Source organism: Achromobacter sp. GbtcB20 (genome assembly GCF_019091095.1).
Classification (GTDB): domain Bacteria; phylum Pseudomonadota; class Gammaproteobacteria; order Burkholderiales; family Burkholderiaceae_B; genus Achromobacter; species Achromobacter mucicolens.
The window spans coordinates 84,170-109,567 of the sequence record NZ_JAGXJZ010000015.1 but is presented as its reverse complement, the minus strand read 5'-3'; the positions used below and the strand labels follow the sequence as shown (position 1 = coordinate 109,567).

At 71.3% G+C, this 25,398-nt stretch carries 21 protein-coding genes; 1 reads left to right on the top strand and 20 read right to left on the bottom strand.

Going from position 1 to position 25,398, the window contains the following annotated elements:
* Window positions 1-17 precede the first annotated feature (17 nt).
* The 18 genes from KVT32_RS19290 to KVT32_RS19205 form a co-directional block, all read right to left on the bottom strand.
* On the bottom strand, window positions 18-2,132 hold the full coding sequence (locus tag KVT32_RS19290) for a phage tail protein (RefSeq protein ID WP_217618719.1): 2,115 nt from the start codon (window positions 2,130-2,132) through the stop codon (window positions 18-20).
* Entirely contained in the window at window positions 2,129-5,254 is a 3,126-nt protein-coding gene (locus KVT32_RS19285) for a putative baseplate assembly protein (RefSeq protein WP_217618718.1), read from the bottom strand. Before KVT32_RS19285 ends, KVT32_RS19290 begins: the two co-directional genes overlap by 4 nt.
* Window positions 5,251-7,707, bottom strand: a complete 2,457-nt coding sequence (locus tag KVT32_RS19280) for a putative baseplate assembly protein (protein ID WP_217618717.1) — start codon at window positions 7,705-7,707, stop codon at window positions 5,251-5,253. The genes KVT32_RS19285 and KVT32_RS19280 overlap by 4 nt, the downstream gene beginning before the upstream one ends.
* A complete protein-coding gene (locus KVT32_RS19275; protein WP_152382448.1) occupies window positions 7,704-8,066 on the bottom strand; it encodes a GPW/gp25 family protein in 363 nt (120 codons plus the stop codon). The genes KVT32_RS19280 and KVT32_RS19275 overlap by 4 nt, the downstream gene beginning before the upstream one ends.
* A gap of 11 nt (window positions 8,067-8,077) precedes the next feature.
* Window positions 8,078-8,401, bottom strand: a complete 324-nt coding sequence (locus KVT32_RS19270) for a DUF4280 domain-containing protein (protein ID WP_217618716.1) — start codon at window positions 8,399-8,401, stop codon at window positions 8,078-8,080.
* Between the two features lie 24 nt (window positions 8,402-8,425).
* On the bottom strand, window positions 8,426-8,941 hold the full coding sequence (locus tag KVT32_RS19265) for a phage baseplate assembly protein V (RefSeq protein WP_056326117.1): 516 nt from the start codon (window positions 8,939-8,941) through the stop codon (window positions 8,426-8,428).
* On the bottom strand, window positions 8,938-10,086 hold the full coding sequence (locus KVT32_RS19260; RefSeq protein ID WP_227741290.1) for a hypothetical protein: 1,149 nt from the start codon (window positions 10,084-10,086) through the stop codon (window positions 8,938-8,940). Before KVT32_RS19260 ends, KVT32_RS19265 begins: the two co-directional genes overlap by 4 nt.
* The gene (locus KVT32_RS19255) at window positions 10,058-10,399 is read right to left on the bottom strand and encodes a LysM domain-containing protein (protein ID WP_152382446.1); all 342 of its coding nucleotides are present in this window, start codon (window positions 10,397-10,399) and stop codon (window positions 10,058-10,060) included. Before KVT32_RS19255 ends, KVT32_RS19260 begins: the two co-directional genes overlap by 29 nt.
* Entirely contained in the window at window positions 10,396-11,049 is a 654-nt protein-coding gene (locus KVT32_RS19250; protein ID WP_056326125.1) for a hypothetical protein, read from the bottom strand. The genes KVT32_RS19255 and KVT32_RS19250 overlap by 4 nt, the downstream gene beginning before the upstream one ends.
* Window positions 11,046-11,315, bottom strand: a complete 270-nt coding sequence (locus tag KVT32_RS19245; protein WP_056326128.1) for a hypothetical protein — start codon at window positions 11,313-11,315, stop codon at window positions 11,046-11,048. The genes KVT32_RS19250 and KVT32_RS19245 overlap by 4 nt, the downstream gene beginning before the upstream one ends.
* An 8-nt stretch (window positions 11,316-11,323) precedes the next feature.
* Window positions 11,324-12,496 carry a DUF4157 domain-containing protein gene (locus KVT32_RS19240; RefSeq protein ID WP_217618715.1) on the bottom strand — a complete coding sequence of 391 codons (1,173 nt, stop codon included), beginning with the start codon at window positions 12,494-12,496 and terminating at the stop codon, window positions 11,324-11,326.
* 8 nt (window positions 12,497-12,504) lie between these two features.
* A complete protein-coding gene (locus tag KVT32_RS19235) occupies window positions 12,505-12,747 on the bottom strand; it encodes a hypothetical protein (protein ID WP_217618714.1) in 243 nt (80 codons plus the stop codon).
* The gene (locus KVT32_RS19230) at window positions 12,744-14,687 is read right to left on the bottom strand and encodes an ATP-binding protein (protein ID WP_217618713.1); all 1,944 of its coding nucleotides are present in this window, start codon (window positions 14,685-14,687) and stop codon (window positions 12,744-12,746) included. The genes KVT32_RS19235 and KVT32_RS19230 overlap by 4 nt, the downstream gene beginning before the upstream one ends.
* The gene (locus KVT32_RS19225; RefSeq protein ID WP_175155209.1) at window positions 14,684-15,976 is read right to left on the bottom strand and encodes a DUF4255 domain-containing protein; all 1,293 of its coding nucleotides are present in this window, start codon (window positions 15,974-15,976) and stop codon (window positions 14,684-14,686) included. Before KVT32_RS19225 ends, KVT32_RS19230 begins: the two co-directional genes overlap by 4 nt.
* The gene (locus tag KVT32_RS19220) at window positions 15,973-16,773 is read right to left on the bottom strand and encodes a hypothetical protein (protein WP_152382441.1); all 801 of its coding nucleotides are present in this window, start codon (window positions 16,771-16,773) and stop codon (window positions 15,973-15,975) included. Before KVT32_RS19220 ends, KVT32_RS19225 begins: the two co-directional genes overlap by 4 nt.
* Window positions 16,770-17,495 carry a hypothetical protein gene (locus KVT32_RS19215; RefSeq protein WP_175155208.1) on the bottom strand — a complete coding sequence of 242 codons (726 nt, stop codon included), beginning with the start codon at window positions 17,493-17,495 and terminating at the stop codon, window positions 16,770-16,772. Before KVT32_RS19215 ends, KVT32_RS19220 begins: the two co-directional genes overlap by 4 nt.
* 12 nt (window positions 17,496-17,507) lie before the next feature.
* Window positions 17,508-18,032 (bottom strand): phage tail protein, encoded by a 525-nt coding sequence (locus tag KVT32_RS19210; RefSeq protein ID WP_056326957.1) that lies wholly within the window; start codon window positions 18,030-18,032, stop codon window positions 17,508-17,510.
* 67 nt (window positions 18,033-18,099) lie between these two features.
* On the bottom strand, window positions 18,100-20,382 hold the full coding sequence (locus KVT32_RS19205; protein WP_217618712.1) for a phage tail sheath subtilisin-like domain-containing protein: 2,283 nt from the start codon (window positions 20,380-20,382) through the stop codon (window positions 18,100-18,102).
* Window positions 20,383-20,804: 422 nt separating this feature from the next.
* Here KVT32_RS19205 and KVT32_RS32500 point away from each other — a divergent pair, with 422 nt between their 5' ends.
* On the top strand, window positions 20,805-23,405 hold the full coding sequence (locus KVT32_RS32500; protein WP_371825601.1) for a carbohydrate-binding family V/XII: 2,601 nt from the start codon (window positions 20,805-20,807) through the stop codon (window positions 23,403-23,405).
* Between the two features lie 9 nt (window positions 23,406-23,414).
* Here KVT32_RS32500 and KVT32_RS19195 read toward each other — a convergent pair whose 3' ends face one another.
* Window positions 23,415-24,605 (bottom strand): hypothetical protein, encoded by a 1,191-nt coding sequence (locus tag KVT32_RS19195; protein WP_371825600.1) that lies wholly within the window; start codon window positions 24,603-24,605, stop codon window positions 23,415-23,417.
* Window positions 24,606-24,651: 46 nt separating this feature from the next.
* Complete coding sequence (locus tag KVT32_RS19190; RefSeq protein WP_152382438.1) at window positions 24,652-25,389, bottom strand: hypothetical protein; 738 nt, start codon at window positions 25,387-25,389, stop codon at window positions 24,652-24,654.
* Between the last annotated feature and the right edge of the window lie 9 nt (window positions 25,390-25,398).

Below are 25,398 nucleotides of genomic sequence, written 5' to 3'. Positions count from 1 at the left end.
TCCCGAAGACAGAGGGCTCAGTTCACAGGGATCAATCCCGCTTCGAGGCCGAAGCGCAGATACTCGTCCAGCGCCTGGCGCAGATTGGCTTCGCGCTGGGCCTGCAGCAGGAAATTCCAGGCGCCCATCTCGGCGCCATTGTCCGCGCCCTCGCGGATCTCGGCCGCGCAACTGCGGGCCAGTTGGCCATACGACGGTGAGCCGAACGTGGTGGCGGTGAACGACGGGGCGACACGCGCCGCCGCGCGCTTGGCGGCCGCGCCGGTCAGGTCTTGCATGGCCAGATCGGGCTGGCAGCGGTAGCGGCGCGGCGTGACGGACGGCATGGGCACGTGGCAATAGCGCACGCAGCCCTCTTGCCGGCGGTTGATGGCAAGCGTGCCGCCGAACAACGTGTTGGACGCGTCCAGCCGTCCGGCGGCCACGCGCCCGAACAGCGTGCAGGCCAGGATGCGCAGGGCGCTGTCGTCCACATCGACCGCGGCCGCGGCGCTGCCTTGCGCATCGATGAGGCTTGCGTCGATCTCCACCGACGCAAGCGGCGATGCGCAGCGCACGGGCCCGCAGATGCAGCGCGTCAGGCGCAGCTCCAGTTCGGGCGCGGCGCCCGTGTGACGCACGCCGCCGCGCGCCGGCACCAGCGTGCAGTGACGCAGCGCAACGGCGCGCAGCGCGCCTTCCAGCCGCAGTCGGCCATCCAGAAGCAGCCCGTCGAGCCGGATGCGGGTGCTGGCGTTGCCGCGCACGCGCCAATCGCCTTGCAGCACGGGACGGCGCAGCGGCGCGGCCTCGATCGACAACCGCGTGTCGGGCAGCACGAGATCCGGGGCAATGGTCTCGGTGCCGTCGTGGTCGATCACGATGCGCACGCGCTGGCCCGCCAGCACCGCGGCCAGCGCCGCCGTCAGCGTGGGCGTGGCCGCCGAGGGCACGCGCAGGAGGGTGTCGAACGCGTTGTCGAACGCCCCCTCCGCGTCATCATCCGCGTCATCGCCGTCGGTCGTGCTGCGGGCGTAGGGGCCCGCGCCGATGTCGCCGGGAAAGCCGTAGGCATAGCGCACCTGCACCGATTGCGCGGTGACGCCCGGCGGCAGGGCCAGCCGACCGCGGTGCGGATCCAGGCCGACCAGCACGCCGCCCGCGCCGGGAAAGCTGCGGTCCGGCCGCCCGGGCTTGCGCGACTTGAACAGCAGGGCGGCGTCGGGCCGGCGCCATGCTTCGGGAGCGACGCCGGGGATGGGCGCAAGATTGCAGATCACCAGATGCTCGGCGGGAACCGGCTGGCCGTCCAGCCACACCTGCACGACGGGGCCGGCGGCGCTGTCGGCAAACCAGCCTTGCGGGGGCGCGTCGCCATCGGTCAGGGCCTGGCGGCGCGCTTGCAGTTCCGCATGCAGGTCGCGCCAGGACAGCGGTTCGGGCACGTTGATCGGCTCGGCCAGGTGGTCGATGTCGGTCTCGGTGCGCGGCCGGTTGAAAAGGGGCTGGTCGCGGCCCAGCGGATCGATAGTGTAGAAGCCGTCGTGCGTGGTGGCGCGCGCCGCGTCGCCGCGCTGCACGGTGTACGACTGCAACCGCCAAAGAAAGAGTGCGACGTTGGGCAGGTTGTAGCGTCCGGCCGGCAGCGCGCGCACGTGCGCGGTGTGCAGCTCGGCGCCGAAGGGGCCGTCGACACGTTCCATGGCGCGCGAATCGCGCAGGTCGGGCGTGCGCAGCGCGTGCGCGCGCGGGTGATTGACGTGCTGCGTGGTGGCCACGCGCTCGAAGCACTCGGACACACGGCTTGGCCAGCCGGTGGCGTTGGCCGCCAATTCTTCCAGCACCAGCGCCGTGCCTTTGCGGCGGCGCAGCCGCAGCGTGTTGGCCACCAGCGCCCGCGGCGAAAAGGCGGCGCCCACAGGATACAGCGCGCGCACGCCGAGCAGGTCGCCCAGATAAGGCACCACCCAGTCCTCGCAGGTTTCGATGAACCAGTTGTCGTAGAGCCGGTCCACGTCGGCGTCCACCAGCGCGCCCTGGCGCGCCAGCACGTCCAGCAGCGCGCGCAGCGGCCCGCCGGCGGCGGCGTCGCGTTCGCGGTAGAACGCCGGCAAGAGGGCCATCAGGGCATCGGCATCCAGGCGGGTGTTCATGTGCGCTCCGACAAGTCGATGGCGGCGGGATCCGGGCGCAGCAGCTCGGCAGGCTGCAGGGCGCCCTGTTGCCAACGCGCGGTGCGCGCCGGTAGCAGGGCGTCCGGACCGTTGCTGCGCCGCGCGCCCGCGCCGTCCAGGCCGGCGTGGAGCACCAGTGCGTCCAGATCGACCCACGCGACGCCCGGCACGTCCTGCAAGACGGCAAGCACCTCGGCGCCGTGCACCGGCTGGCCGAACGCCCGCGCGGCAAAGCCGAAGGCGTCCAGGACGCGCGCGCGGGCAGCGACCAAGACGGTCGCCGCTTCAAAGCGCGGATCGATGCCCAGGCCCGCCCGCAGGCCGAAGTCCAGGTAGCGGCACGGCGCCACCTTCAGCGGCTGGTAGGGCGGGCGCGCCGCGTCGATGGCCGCGAGCAGGTTGCGATACAACGCGCCGGCCGGATCCAGCGCGGCGCCATCTTCGCCCGCGACGGTCAGGTGCACGAGCCGTTGCTCGCCGTCCCACTGCCATACCGCCTGCGCCTTGCCGATACCGGTAAAGGCGGCGGCGAAATCCTCGAAGTCGCGCAGCGACACGATGCGGTCCAGCGTGCGTACCCGCAGCGGCGCATTGCGGCGGGCGGCGTCGCCCGCTTCGGGGTCCACGCCGCCGGTCGCGGGCGCGGGATTGACGACCGCCTTGACGCCGGGCGCGCGCGTGAGCAGCACGCTCAGCTGGCCGCGCGCGACATTGCCTTCGCGGCCCAGGCCCACGCGATAACGCGCCTGGACGTTGCCCGATCCGGACGGCAGACGCGCGCCATGCAGGCCGTCGCCGAACTGCACGGTGGCCCCGCCGCTGTCGTCCACCCGCAGCAGATACGCGCGGTCGTCCGGCGCCAGCGCGGTGATGCGCGGCGCCTCGTCCCACAGCAGGCCGTCCACGCGGACTTCCAGGCTGCTCGCCGCGCCGCTGGCGGTGGGCGCGGGCACGAACGTCAAGGGCTTTTGCTGCAGCGTGAAGCGCTGGAAGGCGCGGTTGCCGGCGCCGCTGCCCAGCACCTCCGGCTGGATGCGCATCTGGCGGCTGTCGCCGTGGCTGGCGGGCGCGACGTTGGCGTTGATGCGCACCGTGGCGGGCAGATAGGCGTGCGCCAGGTCGGCGTCCAGCACGAGCGTCGTGCGGCCGCCAGCGCTGTCGTTGCGTTGGATGCGCACGATGTCGCTGGCGTCGGCCAGCGTGACGGTGGCGCGCGCGCCATCCTCGAATTCCAGGTCGGCGCTTGCGCGGTCACGCGCCACGCGCACGTTGGCCACGGCGTCGCCGCGCAGCAGCCGCTCGCGCGGCGCAACGTTGGCGGCATCGGTGTCGGTCAGGATCAGGCCCGACACCGCCAGCATGCGGTCTTGCGGCAGGTCGGGCTCATACGACGCCAGCACCAGCGTGTGGCCTTGCGTCAGCCCCGAGGCCGGACGCACGCCCCAGTCCAGCGGGTCGGATTCGCCGTAGGCCGTGGTCTCGCGCAGGGCGTCGTTGAACTGCTCGCGCACACGCTCGCCCCGCAGCGTGAGGCGCGTGGTCGGTCCCGCCAGCGCAAAGCCCGTGCGCGCGTCGGGGCCCGCGTCGGCAATGCGGTACAGCTCTTCATAGCCCGGCATCGACAGTACGGTCCAGCCGCCGGCCACCCATTTGGGATAGGAGGCGTCCAGGTGCACGCCGTGCACGTCGCCCGGGTACAGGCTGGCCGCGGGAATCGTCTGGCGCGCCAGGCCCGGTCCGGACCACGCCAGCACGAAGGTGGCGTCGCCGCCCGCCTCGTAGTATTCGATGCGGATGTCGTGCTTGCGCCCCGCCGCGAGCCGCGCGCTGGCGCTGTATTCGGTGGGAGATTGTTCGCGCCACTGGTCGATGAGCAGGTTGCCGTCCACCCACAGCCGCACGCCATCGTCGGCCGTGACGTGAAAGGTGTAGCTGCCGCTGTCCGGGGCGCGCACCCAGCCCGTCCAGCGCACGCAGAAGTTGTCCGCGGGCACGCCGTCGCCGGGGCCGCCCGCGGCCCAATGAAAATCCAGTTGCGGATCGGTGCGGGTCATCACGCGCTGGCTGAACGTGCGGCCACGGTAATACTCGCCGTACAGCCCGGTGCCGGGGCCGCTGGCGCCGGGCGGATCGGACACCTCGGCCAGCGTATAGCCCGGCCACTGCGGAAACTGGCTGAATGACGGCTTGGCGTCGTCGGCCATGCCCAGGTAAGCCGCGCGCAGCGTGGCGGGCATGGCGCGCCAATCGGGCGCGTTGTAGCCGAACAGGCGGGCCTGCGCGCGCAGCGCGAAGCAGCGCGGGTTGCGCCCTGCGGGCTGCACATGTGGCGCGGCGCTGCCCAGGCCCCGCTCCAGCGAGATCAGCGTATAGGCGGGCGCGCCGTCTTCGCCCGGACCGGGCGTGTATTCGCGGACCTGTGTCAGGCGGCGGAAGTCCCAATTCTCGTTGCCCGGATCGCGCGCGCGCTCATCGCCGACGACGAGCACGGCGTCGCCGGCCTTCAGGCGCGTGGCCGCGCCGGCCAGGCACAGCGTGCGCGCGCCAAAGCGCGGGGGCGCCGGTTCCAGCCACGCCAGTTCCAGCGCGTTCCAGGCGGCGCGCGCCTCGACGGCCTGCAGGGTTTCGAAGGTCTGCGCGCGTTCGTCCTGCGCGGGCACGCTTTGCGCGCGCGTCCAGGGCTCGATGCGGGCGCGCGGGGGCGCGCCCGGCGCGGTTTCCAGCGAGAACGCCAGCCAGGTCGTCGCCGCCACGCCTGGCCGCAGTTCGTAGCCGATGGCCCGCGCCAGCGACTGCACCGACCGGCGCTCGGTCGCGGTCCGCAGGTAGCCCTCGTTGCCGATCCGCTCCTGATAGAACGCCAGCACGTCCAGCACCGCCGCCCAGGCGTCGAACAGGGCAATGACGGGGTCATCGCGGTCGCGCGTCGTCAGCGCCGCCAGGGCCGGCGAGCGCGCCAGATCCGCCGTCAGGCTGGCAAGAAAGCGGCCATGCGTGCCGATGCGCAGGCGCAAGGCGGGCTGGCCGGGCGGATTGGCCAGGTCCGACGGCGTGAGCGCGGGCTGCCCGGCGCAGCAGCCGCAGTCGTCGCGAGTCGTCATGATCCGCCCTCCACGATGAAGTCGATGCGGCCGTTCTCCGGGAAATTCGGATCGCCGTCGGCGCGCAGCACTTCCAGCGGCGCGGCCAGCAGACGGCCAGTGTCCAGTTCGCCCGCCGGGTCGCGGCCCCAGCGCTGAAAGCGTTCTGCCCGCGCCGACGCCACGCCCGGCACGGCCATGACGGCGCGCATCAGCGCCGACAGCGCCAGCGGCGTGCCGAAGGTGTATCGGTCGGGATGAAAGAAGCCCGGCCGGCCCGCGCGGTCCAGGCCCGCGGTGAAAGCATCGCGCAGCGCCGCCTTAACGTCCGCGGCGAAGTGGCCGGGCGCGGCGCAGACGCGCACCAGGATGTCCAGCGGCACATGCACCGGGTCCGAAAACTCCAGGTCCTGGCCGGCCAGCCGGAAGCGTTCCATGAAGGCGCGCAGCGCGGCGCGAAACGGCGCATCGACGGCCAGCCCGCCGCGCCGGTCCACGGTCAGGAAGACGGTGTGCCAGCTGCCCGTCCAACGCAGGCGGGCCGCCGCGCGCTGCACCTGCGGATGGCGCTGCGCCAGCCGCGCATAGTCGTCCGCGGTGACCGCGCGCTCCTGCACCCGGAAGGCCTCGGGCGCGTTGAGCTTGATCGCATCGGCCGGCTCCGGCGCCGCGCCGCCCTGCGCGGGCAGGGGATTGCGCACGCGCGCCACGCCCAGCATCAGGTCCGGATCGTCGGTGACCAGCGCGCCGATGGCTTCCGCGCCCACGTTGCCTTGCGGACCGCCGCCCAGCCGATACCGCGCCAGCAGGCGTTCGCCGGGCGCGGGCGCGGCGCCATAGCGGTTGTCGCCAAAGCGCAGCCAGGCCGCGCCGTCGTGTTCCATCTCGACGACGAATTCGCGCGCGTCGCGCGCGCTGGCCAGCAGGCTGCGCTGGGGCGACCACGGCGGGCTGGCCGGCGCAGGCACGTCGCCGGGCTGATCGGCGTCGTCGGCCTGCAGCGACATGCCGCTGGGCAGCGCGCGGCGCGGGTCCTGGGCCAGCGCCGCGCTGGCGGGCAGCGGCCCCGCCACGGCAAGCGCATGCCGGTAGGGCTCGGCGCAGGCGAGGCCGGCGTCTGGCAGGCGCGGCCGATAGGGCCGCGCGGCAAACGCATCGCGCGCCGTCGCGGCGTCCGGCTGCAACGGCGTCCAATCGCGCTGCATGCCGTGATCGGCGAGGACCACGTTGCCCCGCGCCACCGATACCGCGCGCTTGACCAGCGCGCCGCCCTCGTCGAACTCCTGGCTCACGCACAGCGGGAACGGCAGCGCATCGTCCGGATGCCAGGCGATCAGCAGCAGGTCGGTGCCGGTCAGGTCGTCGCGGCCGGTGCGCGTTTCGGTCAGGCGCACGGCGTGGCGATGCGTGCGGTCCGCATCGGCCTTGCGGCCCGTCAACGGGTCTATCGTCTCTTCGAACACCAGCACGTCGCCGGGCGCAAGCGCCAGCGGCGGATCGTTCACCAGCGCCGCCTGCGTCCGGCCGCGCGGCAGGCAGTACGCCGGGTCGGCGAAGTCATGCAGAAAGATGCGGCTGTGCGCGGTGTGCAACAGCAGGTCGTGCAGCGTCTCGAACACTTCGATGCCGGGCGCGGGCAGCCTGTCCAGCGCATCGCGGCGGCGCACGGGGGCCGCAAGCGCGGCTTCCGGGGAACTGGTCAATAGCGGCGTGCCGGCCGGGATGACCTTGCCTTCGCCCGCCGCGTGGGCTTGGACAGTGACGAAGACCCGCGCGTTGCAGCCGTCATGCAAGGGATAGTCCAAGAGGCGCGCATGACGGCGCAATGAGGTTCGGCGGCGCGCGGTGTCCAGGTACGCCTCGGTGGCGGCGGCGTCCTGCGCGTACGACAGGTGGTCGGCGGCATAGGCCAGCGTTTCCACCAGCGCCACGGTGAAATCCGCGGGATTGCGCTCGGTGAAGTCGGGCATGCTTTGCGACAGGCGGTCCAGCATCAGCCGCCGGAAGCTTTCGTAGTCCTTGGCCAGGTAATCGAGCAGCGGCTCGGGCGGGGCGGGCGCGTCGCACGCGCGCATATCGGCGCAGTCGAATTCCGACGGGCATCCGGCCTTGAAGTTGATCTCGATGGTGGACAGGCACAGGTCAAAGCCCGGCGCGGGCGCGTCGGGATCGGCGGGGTTCACCAGCGCCAGCGTGTACCACGAGAAGTCGCCGGCCTTGTCCACGCTCAGCCGGATCTCGTTGCCCGACAGCACCGGGTCAGCAGCCAGCGCAATGCCGCGGATGCGCGTGCCGCCTTCGATGCGCACGTGGGTGCGGCCGATGCCGGACACCGGATGCACGCACACCACGCGCAGCGTGCGCTGGTCGGCCGCATCGATCTCGACGAAGGCGATGCCGTTGTCGCCGGGCGGCTGCTGGGCGCGCAGCAGTTGCAGGCGGCGGGGGGTGGCGCTGCGGAACTGGCGGTTCATGGCACGTCCCGGGTAAAGCGCGCCAGCCGCCGTTGCTGGCCCCGGCGCAGCACGTACTGCACGTCCACCTGCAGGGTGGCATCGCGATGCGCGACGTTGACGGACTCCACCGCGATGCGCTCGCCCAGCCACTGCTGCAGCGCACCCTGCACGCTCATCTGCACGGCGGCGGCCAGCGTGTCGCTGTTGGGCGCGAACACCAGTTGCAGCAGACCGCAGCCGAAGTCCGGCCGGTTGACGCGTTCGCCGGGCACCGTGAACAGCACCTGTTCGATCATGTCGCGCACGTGCTCGGCGTCATCGGCATCGCGGCTGCGGCCGCGCGCGTCGGGCTCGAACGGAAAGCGCAGGATGGCCATGGCGGTGCGCCTTACATGCCCACGACGCGTGCCTGCGCCTGCAGCGCCAGCATGGGCGTGCCGGTGGGCGTGCAGATCGACGCGCCGGCCTGCAGCGCGACCGGCTGTCCGCCGATCAGCACACGTGTCGCGCCGCTTAACCACATGCCGGTGACGCAGGGGCCATTGCCCGAGGGCGGGGGCGGAAAGGCGCATCCCGCGATCGAATACGTCGACAGGATGGTCACGGCCGGCTGGCCCGACAACAGCACGCGCGGGTTGGGCGACAGGGGAACGGCCTGGCCGCCGTGCGAACACTGCACGGTGGCGCCTAGATGCAGCAAGGGTCCGGGCATGGCTGCGCCTCCTGTGATTCAAAGTCAGGTCACCGTCAGGGCGCCCTGGTTGATGTTGACGGCCGGACCGGCAAGCATCACGGTCGCGCCCTGGCCGTTGGACAGCGTGATGCCCACGTCGCTGATCGAGATCATCGCGCCGGTCTTGGTCTTGAGCAGGATGCCGCCCGTGGGGCCGGGCAGGTCGGAAATCATCAGCGTGTTCTGTCCACCCGTCTGCAGCACGATGCTGGGCGACACCGGCAGCCCCGCCAGCGCCAGCGCGGGCACTTCGGCGGCCGAGCCCCAGAATCCGCCGACCCAGATCGGGTAGTCGGGCTTGCCTTGTTCGAACTCCACCCACACGCCCGAACTGACCTGCGGCACCACGAAGACGCCGCTCTGCTGGCCGGCGAACGGCACGCAGGGCATGGCCCAGCTTGAGACGCCCAGGCCCAGCACGTCGGGCACCTGAACCTGGATGCGGCCCATCTGCATGGGGTCGACGTTGTTGATCACCACGCCGCGGAATTTGCCGTAGTGGCGTTGGGGGTCTGTCATGGCGGCACCAGAGGCAGGGTCGAGATCAGGCCATTGCGGGCCAGCGAGAATTGCTGGCGGAACTCGCCCGCCTTGAGCGTGCTGTCCACCCGCTTGACGTAGTACAGGCCGTCGAACGCCAGGCCCGCGCCGCGCACGCCCACAAGCTGGCGCGACTTGAGCACGTGGCCGTAGCGCAGCACGTTCAGCGATCCATCGGCGGTGACCGCGTCGGCGGTGGTGCCGGCGGCCATGGCCAGGCCGCGTCCCAGCGCGGCGGCCGGCGACAGCTTGGCCGTGTCCTTGAGCAGCGTCAGCCCCTTGGCCAGCGGCGGCAAAAGACCCAGCGGCGGGCTGGCCAGGCTGATGTCGGGAACCGGCAGGGGAATTGGAAACTTGGTCAGGGGGTTCTGGATGAAGATGACGGGCAGCGCGGCGTCCGACTGGTTCACCGAGAACGACAGCGACTCGACGTTGCTGTGCACGTCCATGCCCAGGTTGAGCGCCGGCTGCACCGGCCCCAGCCGGATTTCGGGGCCCCAGTACGCCACGTTGGCGCCGGGCAATGGCCCGGGTTCGATGTAGAACACGTGGCCGACTTCCGCGGCCAGCTGGCGCACGTAGGCCAGGTCCGTGCCTTCATGCAGGGGAATGCGTTCGACGGGGATCGGCACATCGGTGAACGGCGACGGCACGACGAGCGGCAGCATGCCGTAGAGCGCGTAGCGGCCGATGATGGCTGCGACACGCGCGGGTGGCGGCATCGCCGGGTAGGGCAGGCCGCTCATGTCCTGCTTGTCCATCGCCACCGTCAGGTCCTCGCCCGTGACGGTCAGGCGCGATTGGCCGGGCGCGTTGCCGTCGGTGATTTCCTGGCGCGTGACCAGCCCGTCCATCAGCACGGTGGGCAGTCCGTTCAACGTGGCGATCAGGATGACCCGCAGCCACGGCACCTGGCCGCCCGCGATCACCAGCAGCGTATGCAGCGGCGAGCGGTTGCTGACGGTGAACGACAGCTGAAAGCCCCCCGGGCCGTCGGCCGACGACGACACCTCGACGCGCTCCAGGCCGTCCATGATGGGCCGCGGCGCGGGCACGGGCAGGCCGGGCCCCACCAGCAGCGTCAGGTGCACGCCGCTAAGCATCGCCGCCTCCGAATTGGCCATTGAATGGCGCGCCCAGCGCGGCGGGCAGCGTCACGCGCAGGCTGCGGCCGGGCGTCTCCAGCGCGGCCGGGCGCGGCGCGTCATTGCCGTCCGCCAGACGCCAGTACTGCAGCGGATCGCCCAGCGCCGCCGCGGCCAGCCGGTCCAGCCGGTCGCCGGGGGCAACGGCCACCTCGCCGACCGCGGTAAGCGCCGCCGGGTCAGGCAGGAAGCGGCGGCGCAGGTAGACGAGCGGCCGGCCGTCGGGCCCCGGCATTTCAGCCGTGGGCACGCCCTGATAGCGGCTGTTGGCGGGAAAGCGCTCGACGCTCATGGCAGGGACTCCAGTCCGACGGAGCCCAGGTCGCCCAGCCCCGCCAGCGCGGCCAGCCGTTCCTTGCGCTGCTGATACACCAGGTACAGATGGCCCCCCTTGTCGCCGAAGCCCAGGTCGCCGACATGCAGCACGCGCAGGCCCAGCGAGACCTTGGCGCGGATCGGGTTCAGGCGCGCGTCGAAGGCCTCTTCGGTGATCGAGAAATCGGTCACGCGCACCGGCACCACGCGTTCGCGGCTCCAGACGAAGAGACTCAGCGGCGCGACCGTGGGCGCGATCTCCAGCGTGCCCAGATTCGCGATCTGGTTGTTGCGGATGAGCGCGGCGCTGTCCGGGTAGACGATGGTTTCCAGCGCCGCCAGCTGCGCGTGGATGCCGGTGTCGCGCGCGTCGCGGTGTTCGTCCGGAAACTCCAGCTGGTCGGTCGCGTCCAGCTCGGCGTCCAGCCGGATCGTCTCGGCCGGCGGCCCCTTGAGCCGCAGCGGCTCGCCCGCCGCGCCGCCGTCGTCCACACTTTGCGGCTGCAGCGATCGCGTCAGCGTCTCGGGGTTGTACTGCAGCGAAATCACGCGCTGCACCGCCCCGCTGGACGGATCGATCAGGATGATGCCGCCGCGCAGCAGGCGGGGCGAAAGCGGTCCGCTCATGGGTAGGCCTGCGGCTCGGCGGCGTTGCGCACGGCGGTGATGCGCTGCGCGCCCACCAGCGATTCGGGCCAGTTGCGCGCCGCGCTGAACAGATCCGGGCGGTAGTCGAACTCCAGCACGAAGCGCGATACCGGCACGCGCGCCACGCAATCGATCTCGACGGCGCGCAGCTTGCCCGGCGGCTCGTCGACCATGGTGACGTCGGCATAGCGCGTCTGGCACAGGTCGAGCACCTCTCCCACGGTCTTGCCAATCCAGTCTTGCATGACGGCTCCTAGATGAGGCTCATGTTCTTGGGGACCGCGCTGGCGGCGTCGGGCCGGCAGGCGCGGTAAAAGCAGACGCCGCAACCGTCGATCGATGCCCGCACGGCGGTCTCGACCTTGGCCTGGAACGTGCCGGTGGCGGCGGCAAAGGCGTCGTTCCAGCGCGTCTTGAAATCGACGTTGCGCTTGCGGCAGTCGTACACCGCTTCGTAGTCCTGGATGTTCAGCGCGTAATGGCAGCTACCCGCCCCGATGTACTTGACCCAGCCCTGGTTGCCGGCCATGAAGTTGGCCACGTCCGCGCCGGAAAACGCCACGCCCAGCTTGGATCCTTCCGAGCTGCTGTAGGGATGCGTGTGGTACGTGCCGAGGGTGTAGTCGCCTTTTTGCTCGGCGGGCAGGCTGATGCTGCCGCCGCCGCCCGAGCCCGTGCGAATGACGCGCTTGCCGTCCTTGTCGGACACGATGCGGCCGCCGTGCTCCTGCACGGTGTCGCCGCCGTGCCCGGACTTGGACCAGGCGTCGTTGACCGCGTCGTACACGTCGTCCGGCATGGTGTGCGTGCCGGGGCATTTGCGTGCTTCGGCCTCGGCCACGCGCAGGTCGCCCATGCCGGCGCGCTGCACGGTTTGCGCCAGTCCTGGCGCGGCGATGGGCTGGGACAGGTTGTGCGCCGCGCGGTCGGCCTGCGCTTCAAGCGGCGAGTCGGCCGCGCCCAGTTCCAGCGGCAGCCCGGGGCGGTAGCGCGCCTGCTGCTGCACCACGTGCGCCAGCTCATGCGCCAGCAGTTCGCGGCCCTGCCGCGTGCGCGGCGCATAGCGTCCGGCGCCGAAGGCGACGTGCGGGCCGACGGTGTAGGCCTGCGCATGCAGCGCGCGCGCCGAGTCTGCGGCCCGGGCGTCGGCGTGGACGCGCACGCGGCCGAAGTCGTGGCCGTAGCGCTGCTCGAATTCCGCGCGGTCGGCGGCGGCCAGCGGCTCGCCGGGGCTGCGCAACACGTCCTCGACCTGGTTGGGCACCGCCGTCTTCGCGCGCCCGCCCAGCGGCAAGGCCGCGCAGCCGGACTTGCCGCCGCTCTTGCCGCCGTTCTTGCCACCGCATCCGCAGGCGCAGCGGCGCAGCACCAGGCGCGAGCGCGGCGGCGCGGTGTCAGGTTGCGGCGTGAACAAAGCCGTTCGCATGGCCAGGCTCAATGCTTGAGGTGGAATGTGTCGGCGATGGCGCGCCCCGCTTGCGCGCCGGCCTGCTCCGGCTGCGGGCCGTCTGCCACGGTGCGCGCCTGCTCGGCGCTGCCATCGGCGGCGGCGCCGTTGTGCTGCGCGGCGCGACGTACCAGTTCGTGCACCAGCGCGGCCACGAACGCATTGCGCTGGGCGGCGTCGTGGCTCGGCAGGCTGAGCGCGCGGATATGCAGATGGATTGCGGATTTCATGGCCATCCCCTCGTTTCGGCGTCGGCCAGGGGCCGCTCGCGTTTGGCGGCTTCGGCGTGCGCGGCTTGCAGCACGTGAGCCATGGTGACATCGGAGCCGGCGTCGGCGGCCAGGAAGGCCGCGTTCAGCGCGACGTTGCGGATGCTGCCGCCCGTCAGGTTCAGCCGCGCCAGCTGGCGCGGATCGAGGTCGCGGGTGGGCGTGGCGGCCGGGAACACGCCGCGCCAGATGCGCGCGCGCTGGTCCTGGTCGGGAAACGGAAACTGCACGACAAAGCGCAGCCGCCGCAGGAATGCGCTGTCCAGGTTGGACTTCAGGTTGGTGGTCAGCACCGCCAGGCCACGGTAGGACTCCATGCGTTGCAGCAGGTAGCTGATCTCGATGTTGGCGTAGCGGTCATGGCTGTCCTTGACCTCCGACCGCTTGCCGAAGAGCGCGTCGGCTTCGTCAAAGAGCAGGATCGCGCCGCCGTCCTCGGCGGCCTCGAACAGTCGCCGCAGGTTCTTTTCGGTTTCGCCGATGTACTTGCTGACGACGGCAGACAGGTCGATGCGGTACAGGTCCAGTCCCGTCTCGCGCGCCAGCGCTTCGGCGGCCATGGTCTTGCCGGTGCCGCTTTCGCCGGTAAAGAGGGTGGCAAGGCCCAGGCCGCGCGACTGCGCGGCGGCAAATCCCCAATCCTGGTGAACGCGGTAGCGCTGGCGCAGATGCGCCGCGATCTGGCGCAATACCGCCAACTGCGGCTCGGGCAGCACCAGGTCGTTCCAGCCTGCCGCGGGCGTCAGGCGCTGCGCCAATCCGTCCAGCCGGCGGCGGCTGGCCTGCGCACAACCCTGCCACAGCACGGCGGACGGATCGGCGCCGTCCGCCAGCAGCGCGGGCGCGAGCGCCGCGGCGGTGAGCTGCAAGGTCCGCGAGTCCAGTCCAAACTGGCTGGCGGCATGGTCCACCGCCTGGCCCGCACGCGCGGCTGCCTGCGGACCCAATGCCTGCCGCCACAAGGTTCGGCGGTCCGCCTCCTGGGGCCGGGTCACGGGGTAGTGACGCGACGCCGCGCGCAAGGCGACCGGCTCGCGTACCCCCACAAGGCACAGGCCGCCGGCCTGTTCCACCAGGTGCCGCGCCGCGGGCGGCAAGCCGTCGGTCGCATCGACATAGAGGCCGGCGCCCAGCAGCACGGCCTCGCGCTGCCAGAGCGTCAGCATGGCGTTGCGCTCGGCCGCGTCCGCCGGCACGTCTTCGGCGGCCAGCGCCAGGCACGCCAGCCCGGCGGCATGCGCGGCGCGCGCCGCCACGTCCTCGTGCGCGCCGGCATCGTCGCCTTCCAGCACGAACACCGGCAATGGCGTGCCTTGCGCGGCGGCCACCTGCGCGGCGATTTGCTCCGACGCCTCCGCGTGCGCGGGCGCGGCGTGGGGCAGGGGCAGCGCCGGACGCAACAGCGGGCGAAGGCGCGCGTCGGGTTCGTTCAACCCGGCCAGGTAGTGCAGCACGCGTTCGTCGATGCGCAACCGCGCCGTGCTCAAGTCGGCGGTGTCGTCCACGTCCAGCAGACGCCAGCGGCGCAGCGGGCGTTGCGGCGACAGCGCGCTCCAGTGCGCGCCTTCAAGCTCGGCCAGCGCCAGCGCGAAGCTGGCGTGGCGCTGGCCGCCGCTGCGGCCGTTGGCGTGGGCGCAAAGGTCCGCCAGCACCGCGTCCATCTCGATGCCAGCGCACAACAGCAGCAGGTCGCGCTCGAACGCCGACAGGCCGAAGATGGCCGTCAGCTGGTCGATGGCGGCGTCGCCGTCCATGGCGGCGCGCGCCTGGGCCAGCTGTTGCGCGCCGTGCCGGGGCGGCCGGCTGCCGGGCTTGCGCAGCCGAGTGCGCAGCCGCGTGAACTCCGCGGCCAGCAATTGCTGGTTGGCTTCGGTCCAGCCGGTGGGCGCGCGCGCGTTCATGGCAGCTCGATCCGGCGGTCAAGGTAGCGGACGGGGACCGACTCGCGGTCCACCAGCGGGCTTTCGATGCCGTCCACCCGCAGTCGCGCCAGAAAGCGCGTACCTGCTGGCGGCGCGTCACGCCATTCGAAGATGAGCGCGCTGGCGGGCGCGGCGGCGGGTTCGGCGGGCAGTTCCCGGTCTCCCAACAGCAGGCTGGCGGCCTGGCCGGGCAAGAGCGGGGGCGCGATGCCCAGCGTCATGCGTACCGTGCCGCCGTTGCGCGTGGCCGAGACCGGCGGCAGCACGGGTTCGGGCGCCAGCACCAGCGCAAGCTGATTGCTGTCGCGCGGCAGGCCGGTATCGGCAGCCTGCACGTGGGCATGCACGCGGTACAGGCCGACAGGCAGGTCCGTCGGCATCGTCAGCCGCAGCCAGGTATCCGTGCCGGCCTCGACGGGCACGTCGCGCTCGGCGTCCAGCGTGGAATGGCGCAGCGTCACCCGCCGCGCCAGGCCGTCCAGATGATGCCCCACGAGCGTCACGGATCCGCCGGGCACGGCAACCGGCTGCCTGCCCGCCGGTTGCACGGACAAGAGCGTGGGCAGCGGCGGCGTCAGGCCGGGAAAGACCAGCACGCCCCGGTCGCGCGGCGTGCCGGGGATAGCCTCGCCGCGGGTCAGCACGGGCAGGGCGCCGCGCGCGGGCCGGCGCGATTCGATCAGCACTACCGACACCTGGAACGCCGCGGTCGGCCGGTAGTGGGCCTGTAGCGCAGACCACAGGCGCGACATCTCTTCGGCGCCCAGCGCCGCGGGCGTGATCTTCAACAGTTCGATCTGGCTGGCCAGGTCCGCGCCGCGCAGGCTTTGGTACACCGTGGGCAGGATGGCGCCGTCGACCACGTCCGGATCCAGCGCGCGGCGCACGGCCTCGCGCGGCAGCACGGCCGACTCGTGCAGCAGTTGCAGCGCGTACCCCAGCAGCACTTCGGCCTGCAGCTCGGCGCGGCCATAGGCTGTCAGCAGATAGTGCAGATCCAGGGCCAGCGGCGGATTGGCGATGCGATCGCCGGCGGCATCGCGCGATGGCAGCGCCGCATTGCGCCACGCGGCGTTGGGCGTGACCTGATGCAGGAACAGGTTCAGCTGCGGGTCTTCCTGGTTGTCCAGCGACACGGCGTCGGGGGCCAGCGCGGACACCTTGACGCCCGCGCCCAGCGTGTCCGTCACGGCGTGGTCGATCATGCCCGAGTCGAGCAGGTCCTTGATGACGGCAGTGACCGCCGCGATGGCCAGCGCGTTGCTCATGGCAGCCCCGCGCGCCGCGCGGCCAGGTAGTCGCGCAGCGAGAGCGCGGACGATCGCGGAGTGGCCGCGGCGCGCGGCGGCGGGGGCGCGACCTCAAGGCGGTCGATGGTGATGTGCACGTCGGGCGCGGACGATTGCGCGGCGGGACGAGACGCAGGGGATGGGGCGTCGCGCCGTGCGGCAGGGAAGGGCAGCGATGCTGCGGCGGCCGCATTGGGGGCGGCCGCGTTGAGGGTGGCCGATGCGTGGGCGACATCGGTAATCGCCTGCGCGGCGTGCATCGGTGTTGCGGACTCGGCGCGATCGGGCGGCGCCACGCTTGCGGAAACGGGCCGCTGCGCCTCAAGGGAGATTGAATCCTGATCGGCCGGATCGGGCACGAGCGGGCTGCGTAATGGCGGGGGCGCCGCGTCCGTGCGCTGCGGCGCGCCGGACGTTCGCATACCGGCATCGGTTACTGGCGCGTTCGCAATGAAGTGCCTCTGCGGCATCGCCGCTTCGCGTCCGGTGGCGCGTGCATGCACGTCCGCCGCCTCGTCGGCATCTCCCAGTGCGTTGAAAGCCGCCCCTTGTGAAAACCGCTGCCCCAGACGGTTCCTGGTGTCCGCCAAGCCCCTGCCGGCCTGCGCGGCCGAATCGTGCCCGGCAAGGTGACCGTCCTGATCCTGCGCGTCGGCGCGCAACGGATCCCGCGGCACGACGCCATGCAGCGCCGCAGCCAGCGGCGAAGGCGCGCTGCGCAGACGCGGGGCGGTGCCCAGGCTGCGGCTGGCCAGCTGGCGCAGGAATCCGCTCATGGCATGGCCTCGCTGTCAGCCATCGCCAGGTAGGCGGCGCGCCGGGCCGGGCCCAGCGCCAGCACCTGCGGCTCGGTCCAGCCGTAGGCGCGCGCCAGGCGGTGCACGTCCCGCAACAGGCCGCGCGCGCACAGGCTGATGTCGTCCCACAGGCAGGTGTCGGCATCCAACGCCGCCGTCCAGGGGTGCGCGCAGTCGGCGCAGCGCAATGACAGCGCGATGTTGGCGGCGGGGTCCAGCGCCTCCATGCGCGCTTCGATGTCTTCCAGCGCCGCGCCTTGCGGCAGGCTGGCCTCGGGTGGTGCACCGACACGGCACGCGCGCAGCAACAGGGCGAGCGCGGCTTCGCTGTCGGCGGCCATCGCCGCGTGCGCCTGGTCCCGGCTGCTGGGCAGGCGCCAGGCGGCGCCGTGCGCGTCGAACATGGGCTCGGCGGACCCGCGCTCCGGCGGCGCGGGCAGGGTCTCGATCAGGGCGGCCAGATCCAGGTCAAACGCCATCGCCGCGCCGCACGCCGGGCAATCGGCGCAGGCCGGCAGCCGCGCGCCGAATGTCGCGCGCCGCAGGCGCAGCAATGACAGCGTCCGCCATCCGACCGGCCGTGACGCCACCTCCTCGCCGGGCATCGCCACGGCCAGCGCGCGCAGGCCACGATCTATCGGGTGGCGGTCACGGCCTGCCTCCCACAGCGCAAGAATCTGCGATTCGATCAGGGCGTTCATCGCGGCGCTCCATCAAGCCGGCTCGACAAAGCTTGGTTCGGACGGCTCGGCAACTTCGTAGTCGCGCTCCCATCCTTCGTTTTCCAGCTTGATGGTCTGAATCGCGACGGCGTTGGCGTTGGCGTCCAGATCCGGGATGGCCTGGTATTCCGACACCCAGCAGCGGAACACCTTGTAGGCCAGCACCAGTTGCCCGGCTTCGTTGTAGACCTCGATGATGATGTCCTTGCGAAAGTTCTTCAGCGACACCTCGCTGCCCAGCCCCGAGCCAAAGTTCCACACCTTGTTGGCCCACTGCTCGAACTCGCGGTCGTGCGTGACGCCGCGCTCCAGCGTCACCGCCTCGTACTTGCTGCGGCCGGGGGACTTGCGCCCGCTGGACGGGTCGCCGCCTTCGCGGTGCTCGACCACTTCGGTGGTGCGCTTGAGCGCCGACACCTTGCTGATGCCGGCCACATAGCGGCCATCCCACTTCACCCGGAATTTGAAATTCTTGTACGGGTCGAAGCGCTGCGGATTGACGGTGAACTGCGCCATGGCAATCTCCTGGTAACCGTGGTCGGCGGGCGTGGCGGGCCGCAAGCGGCGTTGCCGCCCGCCGGGCTCAAGCCTGAATCTGGCCGGCCAGTTGCTGGATGCTGATGACGACGAACTCGGCGGGCTTGAGCGGCGCGAACCCCACCAGGATGTTGACCACGCCCCGATTGATGTCGTCTTGCGTGGTGGTTTCCCGGTCGCACTTGACCAGATAGGCCTCGCGCGGCGAACTGCCTTGAAAGGCGCCCTGGCGGAACAGCGTGTTCATGAACGCGCCGATGTTCAGGCGGATCTGCGCCCACAGCGGCTCGTCGTTGGGTTCGAATACCACCCACTGCGTGCCCCGGTAGAGCGATTCCTCCAGGTACAGGGCCAGGCGCCGCACGGGCACGTACTTGTACTCGGAGGTGAGCTGGTCGGCGCCGCGCAGCGTGCGCGCGCCCCAGCAGACCGCGCCGTACACCGGGAACGTGCGCAGGCAGTTGACCCCCAGCGGATTCAGGCTGCCGTTCTCGCCATCGGTCAGCGTGGTCGCCAGCGAGACGACGCCGGTCAGGTTGGCGTCGGTGCCCGCGGGCGCCTTCCATACGCCCCGGTTGCCATCCGTGCGCGCATACAGGCCGGCAACGGTGCCGCAGGGCGGCGCCAGGCGCGGCTTGCCGTTCTTGAGCGGATCGGACACGTACGTCCACGGGTAGTAGACGGCCGCGTGATCGGACTTGGGCAGGGCGGTGCCATTGGCCACCGCCACCATCGAGGCGGGGTCGGTGGCCGTGGGCGGCGCGTCCACGATCATGAAGGCGCGCCGCTCTTCGCAGTACGACGCGGCGTCGGCCAGGACGCCGCCGTGCGTGATGGCGGGCAGGCAAAGCAGATTGAAGATGTCGGCGTCTTCCAGCGCATATATCCCCTGGCGCAGCGCGCGGCTGCCGACGAACGCGGCATAGACGTCGTCCGGCCCGTAAGGCGTTTCGGTGCCGCCTTCCAGCAGCGCGTCGACTGGCGGTGGCGAGGCGACGGCGCCCGCCAGCAGGTGCAGCGACGCCGCCAGATCGTTGGCCGGGGCCGCTGCCACCGCGATGGTGGAGCCCATGCCGCGCGAGCCGCTGGCCAGCACCAGCGTGCTGCCCTGCACCCGCGCCGTGAAGTCGCGGAAGGCGGGCGTGCCCGGGCGCAGCGCGCGCACGGCGGCCTGCAATCGCGCCGCCACGTCTTCCAGCTTGGCGGCCAGCGAGCCGCCCGCGGCGGCGGCGTCGCCCACGCTCACGAGTTCCGGGCCCAGGCCATCCAGGGTGATGCGCAGGCTGGTGTGGGTGGCGTCGGGCAGCGCGTCCAGATCGGTCGCGCCGAACGTGTCGCTGGTCAGCGTGGCCGCGTCGGGGGTGGGCGCCGGGCGGATGATGGCCGCGCCGTCGGTCTCGACGCCGCCCGCCAGCGATCCCAGCATCAGCACGCCCGCGGCGTTGTTGCGCGCGCCGGGCAGCACACGCACGCTGGCGTTTTCGCCGCCCGCGCCGGACGTCATGAGAAGGGTGTTGCCGCTGCGCGCCGCCGTGAAATTGGCCAGCGCCGGGCGGCCCATCGCCTGCGCCCGCACCTTGGCCTGGATCGCGGCGGCCAGTGCGGTCAGGCGCTGCGTCGCCGTGCCACCGGCAATGTCGCCGGGCAGCGCGATGCTGACGCCGACGGGCTCCAGCCCGTTCACGGCCACGCGGAAATCGGTGTGCGTCGCGTCCAGCAGCGTCTGCACGTCGCCCAGCGTGCCGCTGACGCTGGTGCCCGCCGGCAGCGCGTCCAGCGCGCCCTGCGACAGCATCCGTTCCAGTCTGACAAGCTGCGACACGCCCTGCACCAGGTCCAGTAGATAACGCGGATCCTTGGCGTTCAGGGAGACGTTGGCATAGCTTTCCGCCCGCCCGTCGCTGGCGCGAATGAACTGGATGTTGAAGGTGCTGGACGGCACGGCGGTGGCGTAGTCCACCCGCACCTGGATGCTGTTGCCGGACACGCCGGGGTCCAGCGCCCGGACCGTCAGCACGTCCACCGCCGTGGCGCTGCGCAGCACGCGCTGCGCGGGCGATGCTTCCTTGACCACACGCACGACCCAGGCGTCGGTGCCGCCGTTCACGAAGAACTGGCGGACGGCATAACCAAGCTCGGCGTCGTCGGCAAGCCCGCCAAAGGCGCGCTCATAGTCGGAGAAGCTGAATATCCGGACCGCCTTGTTGACGGGACCGCGCGGGGCCGCGCCCAGGAAGGCGGCAACCGAGGTCGCGACCCCGGCAATCGTGCGAACGCCGCTGGGAATTTCCTGGATGTAAACCCCGGGATGGGACAGGGTAAGGGCCATGAGCTGCTCCTTCGCGCGGCTGTCCGGACGGGAGGTCCATGCCGCAGGAGAGGCTTAGAGAGCCGCCAGCGCGCCGCTTGAGAGCGGCAGGAAGGGCTGGCGATTCGCGCGAGGCTTGCGCGGGGTGGCGGGCGTTGCGCCGCTCTAGTTGGATTGCAGCGGAAAGGCAATCGGGCAAAAGCAGCAAGCCCTGGTAGGAACGAGTTATAGAATTTCTGCCTGATGCGATCAATAGCTTTTTAGCGGCATTAACGATCTGTTTCTTATTCAGGGTGCGGTCAGCTCGGGTCTTCCGGCAATTGAATGCCGGGGCCCGCTGGCGTATAACCCGAAGCGGCGGCACCCGCTTTCTCGCTTTTTCATTTGCGCAGCGGGACACCCCGGCCGGCTGTGCAGGCGGTCCGAACCTCAAGGAGCGTGATATGCATTGCGTGTCCCGATTGCTGCACCTGCATGCCTGGTTTTTCCGCTTGCCCGCCGCGTCCCGCGCTACCGGCCGCCGCCGGCGCATCGCACGCCTGATGCTGGGCGTGGCGGCTGGAACGACGCTGGCCTTCGGCGCCGCCGCGCAGCCGCAAAGTCCCGGCCAGCCCGGCGCCTCGGTCGCGACCCCGCCGGGCGCGGTCCAGTCCACCGCCGCGCAGCCCGGCGCCGGCCAACCCCAATCCGACTCGTCCGCCGCGCGCGCGCTGCAATGGCCGCGCAGTTTTTCCGCGCCGGATGGCGCGCGGGTCGAGCTCTACCAGCCGCAGATCGACACCTGGACCGCCGACCGCCTGTCCGGCCGCATGGCCGTCGCCGTGGGGCCGGCCAAGGGCAATCCGACCTACGGCGTCGCGGAATTCTCCGCGCGCGCCGACGTGAACAAGCCCGCCGGGCTGGTGCGCCTGTCGGACATCCGCATCGAACGCGTGCAGGTGCCAACGGCGCCCCAAGAGGCCGCGCGGCTGCGCAGCGAGCTGGAGGCCCGCATTCCGCCCAAGGGCGTGGTCACGCCGCTGGACGGGTTGCAGCTGAGCTATGCGCTGTCGCAGAACAACCCGGCCACCCGGACGGTGCCCGTGGACAACACGCCGCCGCGCATCATCTATCGCACGGTCCCGGCGATCCTGGTGCTGGTCGATGGCCCGCCCGCGTGGACGGCGCTGCCCGGCACGCCGGGCTGGCGCCGGGTCGTCAACACCCGCGCCCTGATCCTGGGCGACAACGCCGGACGTCTGTACCTGCAGGCGGCAGGCCACTGGTATGACGCGGGCGACATCAACGGGCCCTGGCGCACCGTGGCGCAACCCCCGCCCGCGCTGCTGGCCGCCGCCGACGCCGCGCGGCGCGGCCCTGCGGCGGACCCCTTGATGCCGCATGACGGCAAGGCGCCGCATCGCGCGCCCGATATCGAAGTGTCCACGGTGCCGTCGGAGCTTCTGATCACGATCGGCCAGGCCGAGTTGCGGCCGGTGCCCGGGACCTCGCTGCTGTCGGTCACCAATGCCGACCACGCCGTGTTCATGAATCCGGGCGACAACCGCTATTACCTGCTTGTGTCGGGCCGCTGGTTCCGCGGCCCCCGGCTGGAAGGACCGTGGTCGTATGTGCCCGGCAAGGACCTGCCGCGCGACTTCGCGCGCATCCCGGCGCGCGATCCGCAGGGCGGGGTGCTGGTGTCGGTGCCCGGCACGCCGCAGGCCCGCGAAGCCGTCATCGCGTCGACCATTCCGCAGACCGCAACCGTGTCGCGCAGCGCTGCCCGGCTGCAGGTCGAATACGCCGGCGGCGCGCCGGTGCTGCGGCCCATCGAGGGCACCACGCTGCATTACGCGGCCAATTCGCAGGTGCCGGTCATCCAGGCCGAAGGCCGTTACTACGCGTTGTCGCATGCGGTGTGGTTCGTGTCGGATTCGCCCACCGGACCGTGGCGCGTGGCCGACCATTTGCCCGCGGCCATCTACGCCATTCCCGCCACTTCGCCGTTGCATTACGTGACCTACGTGCAGGTCTATGGCTCGACGCCGCAGAGCGTGGTGTTCGGCTATTCGCCGGGCTACATGGGCGTGGTCGTCGCGCCCGACGGCACGGTTGTCTACGGCACGGGCTATTCCTACCCGCCCACGATCGTGCAAAACACCTGGGTCGGCTATCCGCCCAGCTATGGCTACAACGCCGCCTTCGATTCCGCGGCGGGCTTTGCCTTCGGGTTTGCCGCGGCCGAAGCCTGGGGCGGGGCGGCGCCTTACTGGGGCCCGTATTACGGCGCGCCCTATTGGGGCGGCGTCGACGTGAACAAGGTGGACGTCTACGGCGCGTGGGGCGGTTCCGGCACGGTCACCCACGCGGCCGGGTGGAATGGCTGGACGGGCACCGAATGGCAGGGTGCGCACGCGGAAGGCTACAACCCGCAAACCGGCGCCGCCTTCGAAGGCACGCGCGGCGCGGCCTACAACGAATACACGGGCAATGCCGCGGCGGGCCGCCGGGGCGCCTACACCGACCCGGTCACCGGCGCCTCGGGCGCGGGCCGGGCAGGCGCGGTCGAGAACGATGACGGCCAATGGGCCGCGGGCCGGCAGAACGTGCGCACCAATGCCGATACCGGCCGCACCACGTATTCCGCCGCCGGCGCGACCGGCATGGCGGGACAGGGCGCGGACAGCGTCGACCGGCGCGGCGCCACCTACAACCGCGACACCGGCAGCGGCATGGCGTGGAACAACGGCAACGTGTATGCGGACCACAACGGCAACGTGTACGAACACAACGACAACGGCTGGCAGCAGCACACGTCCTCGGGCTGGCAGCCGGTCCAGCCGAACACGCAGTCCAACTACCTGAACGCGCAGCGCCAGGCGCGCGATTATTCGACGCAGCCGGCGGGCGGCATGAATGGCGGCTGGCAGAACCGCATGGGCGAATCCGCGGGCGGCTGGCAAGGCCGGGGCGAAGGCGGCTGGCAGGGGCGCGGGATGGAGGGCCGCGGCTTTGGCGGCGGGTTTGGCGGATTCAGGGGCGGCGGCGGATTCAGGCGCTGAGCGTCTCGCTCAGTCCTGCATCAGATACGCCTCGCCGCCCGGCTTCAGGTACGGCGCGAGGTCGCCAAAAGGCACCTGCGCCAGCGTCCCCAGGCACACGCCCGACGCATGTCCCACGCCCGATACCGACAGGCTCAGCGCGCCGGGCGTCGTGGCGCCCAACGCAAGGTAGGCCGGCCACAGGTCCCAGCAGCCTTCCTTGGAACGGTCCTCGGTCAGTCCGGCCTCGTCGCGCGCGGCCAGGGTTTTCTGCGCCTGGCCCACCAGCGCCGTCAGGGCCGGGCGGGGCTCGCGGCTGCCCGGTTTGTAGGCATCGAACACGCGGTTCCAATCCAGGATTTCGCCGTGCAGCAGGTCGAACGTGTAGGGATCGAAGTGGTTGTTGGGATGCGCGCCGCCGCAATCCAGGCTGCCGGATTCGGTCACCGTCATCATGGCGCGGGACAGCCAGGGCACGGCCACGACTTCTTCCTCGTAGTTGGCCAGTGTGCCGGCCGACGGATTGCCGCTGGTGTAGGCCGAGGCCTTGCAGGCCAGTGCGGCGTGGCTCATGCGCCAGTGGCGTTGCTCGAGCAGGTGATTGACGCGCGCCATGACCTGCGCGTCCGGATGGCGCGACAGCCGCGGATAGCTGAACTGGGTGCGCGGGTCGCGCCACATGCGATATGCCACGGTGGCGCTGCCCACGTCGGCGCCCACGGGCACGGCGTGACCGGCAAGCTTGAGCGTGTCGTAGGGGACGCGGGCCGCGTCGATGTCTTCGTCAACGCCGATGCTGCCATCGGGCGCCAACGCCCCGGCGTCGTATTGCGCGACCCGCTGCAGCGTGAAGGTGCGCTGCCTGCCCGTGCGCGTGTCGATCCACACGCCGTGATAGCCCTGCGCGTCGCGCTTGCCTTGCCAGGTGGCGGCCGGCTGCGCGCCGGGCGCCGTGGCGGCAGCAAAGGTCATCGGTTCTTGCAGCGCGGCTTCGCTGCCTTTGAGCGGGATGTCCACGCCATGTTCGGGATAGAAGTAGCGGCCCGTCAATTCGTTGCCGGCCGTGGCGCTGTCCAGTTCCATCACGATGTCGCCCACGCCTTGCAGCGTGCCGGTGTAGACGGTGCGCTCGGCGGCGCCGGCATGGCCTGCCTGCCACAGCATGGCCAGCGTCAGGACGCCAAACCGGAACGGGCGCGTGCGTGCAAAGGAAAAGGACATCTGCGTGGGGACCCTGAGACGTGGGCCGGTCAATATACCCGACGGGTCAGGGCTCCCGCGCCGCGGGTTGCCAATGGCCGCGCTCGGGGTCCACGCTGACGCGGCGGCCGCCCGCCCACACCGCGTCTTCGTCCAGCCGCGACGCCAGTCCCGGCTCGATATCGAAGGCGATCCCCAGCGCCTGTGCCACCGACGGGTCTTCAATGGGCAGTTCCCAGGTCAGAAAGAGTTGCGACAGATCCCGCGCCTGCGGGAAGTCCGCTTCGTCGTAGCCGCTGGCGTGGCGGGCGATGACGGCGTGGGGCTGGCAGGTGTCAAAGACGATGGCGACGCCGCGCGTAAGCGGGATGCGGTGCCCGGTGCCGGGAAAATGCACGTCCAGGCCCTTGTCGTCGGACAGGAACAGATTGCAGAACGCGGCGCCGCCGTATTGGCTGCCGTCGTGGTGATAGCGCGCGCCGCGGCAAGCCATGAGCGCCATGTCGCTGGCCGCCAGGACGTCGCCCAATCCCAGCGCGCGCGTCCAGTCGCGCATGGCCTGCACGCAAAGGCCGAACTCCGGCCAGCGGGCGCGGGTGCGCGACAGCGGCATCTGCTCGACGTCGCCCGGCTCCAGCGCCAGCCGGGTCCGGATCTCGCGGTCCCAATCGGCCGTAAGGCGCGCGGGCGGCGCAGGCACGTTCAGGTTCGCGGCCAGCAGGCGCGCGCTGACGCTGCGGCTGCGCAAGGCGTCATCGCGCGAAAAGAAAAGTGACGTCAATCGATCCTGCATGGGGTGATTCATGAGCCGCGC

Excerpts from the sequence above, each read along its gene's own strand:
- KVT32_RS19290 (WP_217618719.1), bottom strand. The coding sequence starts at position 2,132 with ATGAACACCCGCCTGGATGCCGATGCCCTGATGGCCCTCTTGCCGGCG.
- KVT32_RS19285 (WP_217618718.1), bottom strand. The coding sequence starts at position 5,254 with ATGACGACTCGCGACGACTGCGGCTGCTGCGCCGGGCAGCCCGCGCTC.
- KVT32_RS19280 (WP_217618717.1), bottom strand. The coding sequence starts at position 7,707 with ATGAACCGCCAGTTCCGCAGCGCCACCCCCCGCCGCCTGCAACTGCTG.
- KVT32_RS19275 (WP_152382448.1), bottom strand. The coding sequence starts at position 8,066 with ATGGCCATCCTGCGCTTTCCGTTCGAGCCCGACGCGCGCGGCCGCAGC.
- KVT32_RS19270 (WP_217618716.1), bottom strand. The coding sequence starts at position 8,401 with ATGCCCGGACCCTTGCTGCATCTAGGCGCCACCGTGCAGTGTTCGCAC.
- KVT32_RS19265 (WP_056326117.1), bottom strand. The coding sequence starts at position 8,941 with ATGACAGACCCCCAACGCCACTACGGCAAATTCCGCGGCGTGGTGATC.
- KVT32_RS19260 (WP_227741290.1), bottom strand. The coding sequence starts at position 10,086 with ATGGCCAATTCGGAGGCGGCGATGCTTAGCGGCGTGCACCTGACGCTG.
- KVT32_RS19255 (WP_152382446.1), bottom strand. The coding sequence starts at position 10,399 with ATGAGCGTCGAGCGCTTTCCCGCCAACAGCCGCTATCAGGGCGTGCCC.
- KVT32_RS19250 (WP_056326125.1), bottom strand. The coding sequence starts at position 11,049 with ATGAGCGGACCGCTTTCGCCCCGCCTGCTGCGCGGCGGCATCATCCTG.
- KVT32_RS19245 (WP_056326128.1), bottom strand. The coding sequence starts at position 11,315 with ATGCAAGACTGGATTGGCAAGACCGTGGGAGAGGTGCTCGACCTGTGC.
- KVT32_RS19240 (WP_217618715.1), bottom strand. The coding sequence starts at position 12,496 with ATGCGAACGGCTTTGTTCACGCCGCAACCTGACACCGCGCCGCCGCGC.
- KVT32_RS19235 (WP_217618714.1), bottom strand. The coding sequence starts at position 12,747 with ATGAAATCCGCAATCCATCTGCATATCCGCGCGCTCAGCCTGCCGAGC.
- KVT32_RS19230 (WP_217618713.1), bottom strand. The coding sequence starts at position 14,687 with ATGAACGCGCGCGCGCCCACCGGCTGGACCGAAGCCAACCAGCAATTG.
- KVT32_RS19225 (WP_175155209.1), bottom strand. The coding sequence starts at position 15,976 with ATGAGCAACGCGCTGGCCATCGCGGCGGTCACTGCCGTCATCAAGGAC.
- KVT32_RS19220 (WP_152382441.1), bottom strand. The coding sequence starts at position 16,773 with ATGAGCGGATTCCTGCGCCAGCTGGCCAGCCGCAGCCTGGGCACCGCC.
- KVT32_RS19215 (WP_175155208.1), bottom strand. The coding sequence starts at position 17,495 with ATGAACGCCCTGATCGAATCGCAGATTCTTGCGCTGTGGGAGGCAGGC.
- KVT32_RS19210 (WP_056326957.1), bottom strand. The coding sequence starts at position 18,032 with ATGGCGCAGTTCACCGTCAATCCGCAGCGCTTCGACCCGTACAAGAAT.
- KVT32_RS19205 (WP_217618712.1), bottom strand. The coding sequence starts at position 20,382 with ATGGCCCTTACCCTGTCCCATCCCGGGGTTTACATCCAGGAAATTCCC.
- KVT32_RS32500 (WP_371825601.1), top strand. The coding sequence starts at position 20,805 with ATGCATTGCGTGTCCCGATTGCTGCACCTGCATGCCTGGTTTTTCCGC.
- KVT32_RS19195 (WP_371825600.1), bottom strand. The coding sequence starts at position 24,605 with ATGTCCTTTTCCTTTGCACGCACGCGCCCGTTCCGGTTTGGCGTCCTG.
- KVT32_RS19190 (WP_152382438.1), bottom strand. The coding sequence starts at position 25,389 with ATGAATCACCCCATGCAGGATCGATTGACGTCACTTTTCTTTTCGCGC.